This is a genomic window from Streptomyces sp. ATLC9 (assembly GCF_057196705.1).
Genome location: NZ_JBXUOY010000332.1, coordinates 1 through 5,232 on the forward strand (window position 1 = coordinate 1; position 5,232 = coordinate 5,232).

General features: G+C 74.2%; 7 protein-coding genes and 1 pseudogene. 3 read left to right on the top strand and 5 right to left on the bottom strand.

Annotation, left to right across the window (positions count from 1 at the left end):
• Positions 1 to 73 precede the first annotated feature (73 nt).
• The 3 genes and pseudogenes from AC2CJA_RS23870 to AC2CJA_RS23880 form a co-directional block, all read right to left on the bottom strand.
• Positions 74 to 427, bottom strand: coding sequence for a VOC family protein (locus AC2CJA_RS23870; protein ID WP_484604744.1), 354 nt, complete (start codon positions 425 to 427; stop codon positions 74 to 76).
• 66 nt (positions 428 to 493) lie between these two features.
• Positions 494 to 993, bottom strand: a pseudogene (locus AC2CJA_RS23875) (methyltransferase domain-containing protein).
• Positions 994 to 1,094: 101 nt separating this feature from the next.
• Entirely contained in the window at positions 1,095 to 2,294 is a 1,200-nt protein-coding gene (locus AC2CJA_RS23880; protein ID WP_484604745.1) for a baeRF2 domain-containing protein, read from the bottom strand.
• A 101-nt stretch (positions 2,295 to 2,395) separates the two neighbouring features.
• On the opposite strand from AC2CJA_RS23880, the gene AC2CJA_RS23885 reads away from it, so the two are divergent.
• Positions 2,396 to 2,623, top strand: a complete 228-nt coding sequence (locus AC2CJA_RS23885) for a DUF6158 family protein (protein WP_241715065.1) — start codon at positions 2,396 to 2,398, stop codon at positions 2,621 to 2,623.
• A 364-nt stretch (positions 2,624 to 2,987) separates the two neighbouring features.
• Positions 2,988 to 3,506 carry a ribonuclease FAU-1 family protein gene (locus tag AC2CJA_RS23890; RefSeq protein ID WP_484604746.1) on the top strand — a complete coding sequence of 173 codons (519 nt, stop codon included), beginning with the start codon at positions 2,988 to 2,990 and terminating at the stop codon, positions 3,504 to 3,506.
• 27 nt (positions 3,507 to 3,533) lie between these two features.
• On the opposite strand, the gene AC2CJA_RS23895 is transcribed toward AC2CJA_RS23890, so the two are convergent.
• Positions 3,534 to 3,719: a hypothetical protein gene (locus AC2CJA_RS23895; RefSeq protein WP_484604747.1), complete on the bottom strand. Its 186-nt coding sequence runs from the start codon at positions 3,717 to 3,719 to the stop codon at positions 3,534 to 3,536.
• Positions 3,716 to 4,012: a hypothetical protein gene (locus tag AC2CJA_RS23900; RefSeq protein ID WP_484604748.1), complete on the bottom strand. Its 297-nt coding sequence runs from the start codon at positions 4,010 to 4,012 to the stop codon at positions 3,716 to 3,718. The genes AC2CJA_RS23895 and AC2CJA_RS23900 overlap by 4 nt, the downstream gene beginning before the upstream one ends.
• A 288-nt stretch (positions 4,013 to 4,300) precedes the next feature.
• Between AC2CJA_RS23900 and AC2CJA_RS23905 the strand changes: the two genes are divergently transcribed.
• Positions 4,301 to 5,167, top strand: coding sequence for a SigB/SigF/SigG family RNA polymerase sigma factor (locus tag AC2CJA_RS23905; RefSeq protein ID WP_484604749.1), 867 nt, complete (start codon positions 4,301 to 4,303; stop codon positions 5,165 to 5,167).
• Positions 5,168 to 5,232 lie beyond the last annotated feature (65 nt).

Consider the following 5,232-nt stretch of genomic DNA (forward strand, 5'->3'; position numbering starts at 1 on the left):
GACAAGGGGAGCCCGCCGAGAGGCGGGCTCCCCTTGTCCACGCTCCGGAAGCCCCCCGTCTCGGCCCCCCGTCTCAGTCCACCTGCCGGCGGTCGACGTACTCGAAGACCGAGCCGTCGGGGTGGCGGGCCACCAGGTTCCGGCCGATGGGGGTGGACTGCGGGCCGGCGATGATCTCGGCGCCGACGGCCCGCAGATCGGCCACGGCCTCCTCCACGTCCCGCACCGCCAGCGTGGCGGTGACCTTGCTGAGGACCTCCATCGGCCCGGGCGGTCCGCTCATCAGCAGGAAGGGGCCGACCGCGGCCGCCGAGACGGGGCCCTGCGTGAACCGCATGGCCTCGGCACCGGTGAGCCGCTCGTACACGCCCGCCGCCGCGTCCAGGTCGTCGACACACACACGCAGCGCAGTACCCAGAATCTCCATGGTGAGGAGCCTAGTTGGGGGCGCGTACGGTGTCAGGCGCGCCCCGCGGGGCGCGCCCGTACCGTCTCAGGCCCGGCACAGGACCTGCCCGTGCGGCACCGAGAACCAGCCGCCTGGCGCTCGCCCCACTCGCGCCGGGCGGCGGCGATCCGCTCCAGCTCCGCCCGGTCCGCGTGCCCGCACCCGACGGCGAGGCCGGCGTAGACGGAGCCGGTGGCGCGGTCCGCTCACAGACCGCTCCACCAGGCGCGGTCGGTCTCCGCGGCGAGGCACCAGACGTCCGCGCTCGCGTGAAGCGGACGTTGTCCAGACCGCGGGCGGCGGTGGACCGGGCCTCGGTCAGGACGTCCTCGGCCCGGTCCACCCCACCACCTCCCCGGGCGTGACCAGGGCGGCCAGGTCCGCGGTGATGGTGCCCGGGCCGCAGCCCACGTCCAGCACCGACAGGCCCGGGGCCGGGGCGGGCAGGAGGTGGGCGGCGGAGTTGGCCGCGGTGCGCCACCGGTGGGAGAGCGCAGGACGGACTCATGGTGGCCGCGGGTGTACACGGCGCTCGGTCTCGGCATGCCCGCACCGTACCGCACCATCTTGAAATGTGAGCAATTCTATTCCGAAATATGGACTCCAGTAGGGTGTGCGGCCCTGGTGGACCTTGGTCGGCGCGGCGCTAGGCCGGGGCCGAACCGCCCGTCGCGCCCTCGGCCGGAGGCCCGCCGTAGGGCCAGCGCAGCAGTGCGCCGAGCCCGCCGACCGGCAGCCCCCCGGAAGTGCCGGGCTCCTCCGCGAGCGGTCCCACGGAGATCACCTCGGCGCCGGTGGCCACCGCCGACCGCAGCAGCGCGTCGTCCGCGCGGGCGCTGACGGGACGGGTCTCGCCCAGGTACTGCATGTCGGTGCGGCGCACCGACACCTGGTCTGGCTCGTCGCCCACCCACACCTCGCGGTGCAGGTCGGGCCCGTCGGGTCGGACCAGCAGGGCGGAGATGCGGTGCTCGCGGGCGGCGTCCACCAGCGCGGGCACCCCCTCGGCGGCGCCCACCCTCCCGTCGTCGGTCGGCACCCGTCCGGCCTGGAACCGCTCCATGGCCTCGGCGGCGTGACGGTGCGCGTACGAGGCGCGGGCCTCCTCCACCTCCTTCTCCAGCTTCTCCTCGCCGGCCGCCGCGTTGCGGCCCGGGGCGCGCACCCCGTGCTCGGCGATGACGGCCGGGCCCCGGAAGTCGGGGGCCAGCCTGTCGTGCACGGCGTGGCACTCGCGGGTGTCGCCGGCCAGGACCAGCACCTCCGCGCCGGTCTCGGCCTGGCGGGCCTTCAGGCTCTCCGCGATGAGGGTCGCGTTGTGCTCCCAGGTGTTCTCCACCGCGTTCTGGAACCGCCGCTCGGACCAGTCGGCGCTCGGGGTGCGGTGCACCGGCCAGTCCTCTCCCCGGATCTGGCCGGCCTCACGCCTGCCGAACGGGCCCCGCAGCTCCAGGTCCGCACCGGTGCGGTCGATGCGGGCCAGCAGGCAGGTGGGGGCGGCGTCCATCAACTCCAGCAGTGGCGTGGTGTGCGGCAGTGGTCCCCAGGTTGCCTGCGGGCCGCCGCTCGGCGTCCGGGCCAGCGCGGGGTCGAGCACCACCTCGCCCGCGGTGGCGAACAGCGCCCGCCCCGGCGAGGCCGTGCTGCGCGGCAGTGCCAGGAGGGCGTCGTACACCGCCTCGCGGGTGCGCTCGTCCGCTCCCTGGCTCTTCAGCAGGTCGTGGACCTCGCGGGCGGCGAGTTCGTGGCGGGCCGCCGCGTCCTCGGTCAGCCACGAGGTGTCGAAATAGACCGAGGCCCAGGGGCCGGAACGGTCGAAGACCGGGCTCAGGAATCCGAGTTCCATGGGCTCTCCCTTCTTGTGGTGGACGGGTTTCCGGGTACCCGAACCGGTGCAAAAGACACGGAGCGGGGCCGGAGAACGCCGACGAAGGAGACGATCGCACCATGGGCATGGGAGTAGACCCGGAGAAGCTGTCCGAGACCGCGCTGATCGAGGAGCTGGAGTCCCTGCACCGGACCCGGCACGACACCCTGCTGCACGGCTCCTCGGACGCGCTCGCCGCGCACACCCGGCGCACCGCCGAGCTGGAGGGCGAGTACCTGCGGCGCCATCCCGGCCGGGCCGTCTCCGCGGGGCGCACGAGGGAGGGCGCCCGGGCGCGCACCGAGTGAGGTGGGGGAGCCGCCGGTGAGAGCGGGCGGGCGCGGAGGTGCGGAGACGGCGGCGTGGTGGCGGCTCCGTGACGGCCGGGTGAGCGGGTGTTTGCCCCCCGGAGGCGGGGGCACCCGGACTGCGGCCGAGCGAGCGGCCCTGTGGGGGAGTGAGAAGGCTCCGGGCACGGAGGTCAGGGACCGTGCCCGGAGCCGCTCCCGAACCCGGGTACCACCCTGGACGGGTCGGGTACCCGCGGCAGCCCGGAAGACGGCCGGAGCCCCAAAGCACGCCCCCGGGCGCGGCGAACACACGGCACGGCGTGACGGGGGCGCACCCGAAAACCGGGTGCGCCCCCCGTCACCCGTCGGGGAGGGTGGACCCATGAGTGATGAGTACACCCGCCCCGGAACCACTCTGGCACCGGGGGGCACGGTGACCGTCGTCCTGCACAAGTCCCGTGACCGGCAGGTCCGTTACCCGGCGACCGTGGAGCGCGACGACGGCGTCCACGCGGTGGTGAGGGCGCCCTGGGCCGGCCCGCCGGTGCGGGACTTCGGCTTCGTGCGCTTCGAGAGCGGGGATGTGTTCACCGAGCACTACTGGCGCGACCGCTGGTTCTCGGTCAAGGAGGTGCGCGGCCCGGACGGCGTCCTCAAGGGCTGGTACTGCGACGTCACCCGCCCCGCCGCCGTCGCACCGGACACGCTGAGCACATGGGACCTGGAGCTGGACCTGTGGGTCTCGCCGGACCGGTCCGCGGTGCTGCGCCTGGACGAGGACGAGTTCGCCGGGAGCGGGCTGCCCGAGAGCGATCCAAAGACGGCCGGCCGGGCACGCCGCGCGCTGGACGAACTCGAACGACTCGCCCGTGAGGGCGGTTTCGGCGCGCTGCTGGACTGACCCCGGCCCGCCCGGCGGCTGTCCGCCTCAGTCCCTCAGCCGCGGCAGGACGTCGCTCCGGCAGAAGTCGAGGAAGCTCCGCGGGTCGGGGCCGATCCGGTTGACGTGCACCACGTCGAACCCGGCGTCGGCGAACTCCCGCAGGGCGCTCACGTGCTCCTCGGGGTCGCCGCCGCACGGCAGCCCGGAGCCGGCCCCCGTCTCCTCGGTCACCGGTCGCGAGGCCCGCTCGAAGTGGGCGGGGTGGGCAGGACCTGGCCCGGTTCACCGGGCGGGAACGTGTTGGGCCGGCGGTGGTGGACGGTGCGCACGGCCTCGTCGCGGTCGGTGCCGTGGCGGACCTTCGTCCCGGCGAAGGCCGGCCCGTGCCCGGAGCCCCGGCCCCCGCCGCCGCGGCGGAAGCACTCCAGCCCCTCCACGTCGGGCATGGTGGTGACGAACCAGTCGGCCACCCGCCCGGCCGGGTCGATCGCCGCGTGGCCGAAGCCGGAGACGTCGATCGGCACCGGCTCGTTCGGTCCGTGGTCCTCACAGCCGGGAAGTAGCCGCACTCGGTCATGTGCGCGGTCCTCCACAGGTCCGGCGGTGCGGACACCGGGTAACCGGGTGCCGGTGTGAAAAACATCGTTTGAAGGGGTGGGCCCCGGGCATCCGAACCCTCGTGCTTCGGACCGCAGGCACATCCGCGGGAGCGGTGACATTCCCCGCCCCGGGTGTTTCGGCCCCGGTCCCCTGTGCCCGGTCCCGCGGTAACCCCCACAGAGCCACAGTCCACAGTTCGGGAGAGACCGCACATGACCCCCGTACGAGCACGAGCAAAGCACGCGCGGCACCCGCACGACGACGCCCCTGACACCACCGCCGAGTTCCAGCGCATCGCCGAGCTTCCGGACGGCCCGGAGCGGGAGGAACTGCGGCAGCGGGTCGTGCGGGCCTGGATGCCGATGGCCGAGCGCCTGGCCCGGCACTTCCGCAACCGCGGCGAGTCCCTGGAGGACCTGGAGCAGGTGGCCGCCCTCGGCCTGGTGAAGGCCGTCAGCCGCTACGACCCGGCGCGCGGCAGCGCGTTCGAGAGCTTCGCGGTGCCGACCATCGTCGGCGAGATCAAGCGGCACTTCCGCGACCACATGTGGGGCCTGCACGTGCCGCGCCGGGTGCAGGAGCTGCGCAACCGCGTACGCGCCTCCAGCCGCCAGCTCAGCCACTCCCTCGACGGCCGCACCCCCGGTGTCAGGGAGATAGCGGAACACAGCGGCCTGACGGAGGAGGAGGTGCGCATCGGCTCCGAGGCCCTGGAGAGTTACAGCACCCTCTCCCTGGACGCGGAGCTGCCCGGCGCCGACGACGGCTACGCGCTGGTGGACACCCTCGGCAGCGCCGAGCCCGGTTTCGACCTCGTCGTCTACCGCGAGTCGCTCAAGCCCCGGCTGCGCAACCTGCCCGAGCGCGAACGCAAGATCCTCTACCTGCGTTTCTTCTGCGACATGACCCAGAGCCGGATCGCCGAGCAGCTCGGCATCTCCCAGATGCACGTCTCCCGGCTGATCAGCCGCACCTGCAACCGCCTGCACGCCGAGGTCGAGGCGGACCTGGAGCGGGAGCAGGCCGCCGTGCCGGAGCGGGAGCGCGAACGCGTCTACGCGGGCTCCCGGGCCGCCTGACACGCCGCCTGCCGGGCCGGTGGCGAGCCCCCGCGCCCTTCCGCGCGTCCCCCCCCGGCCCGCGC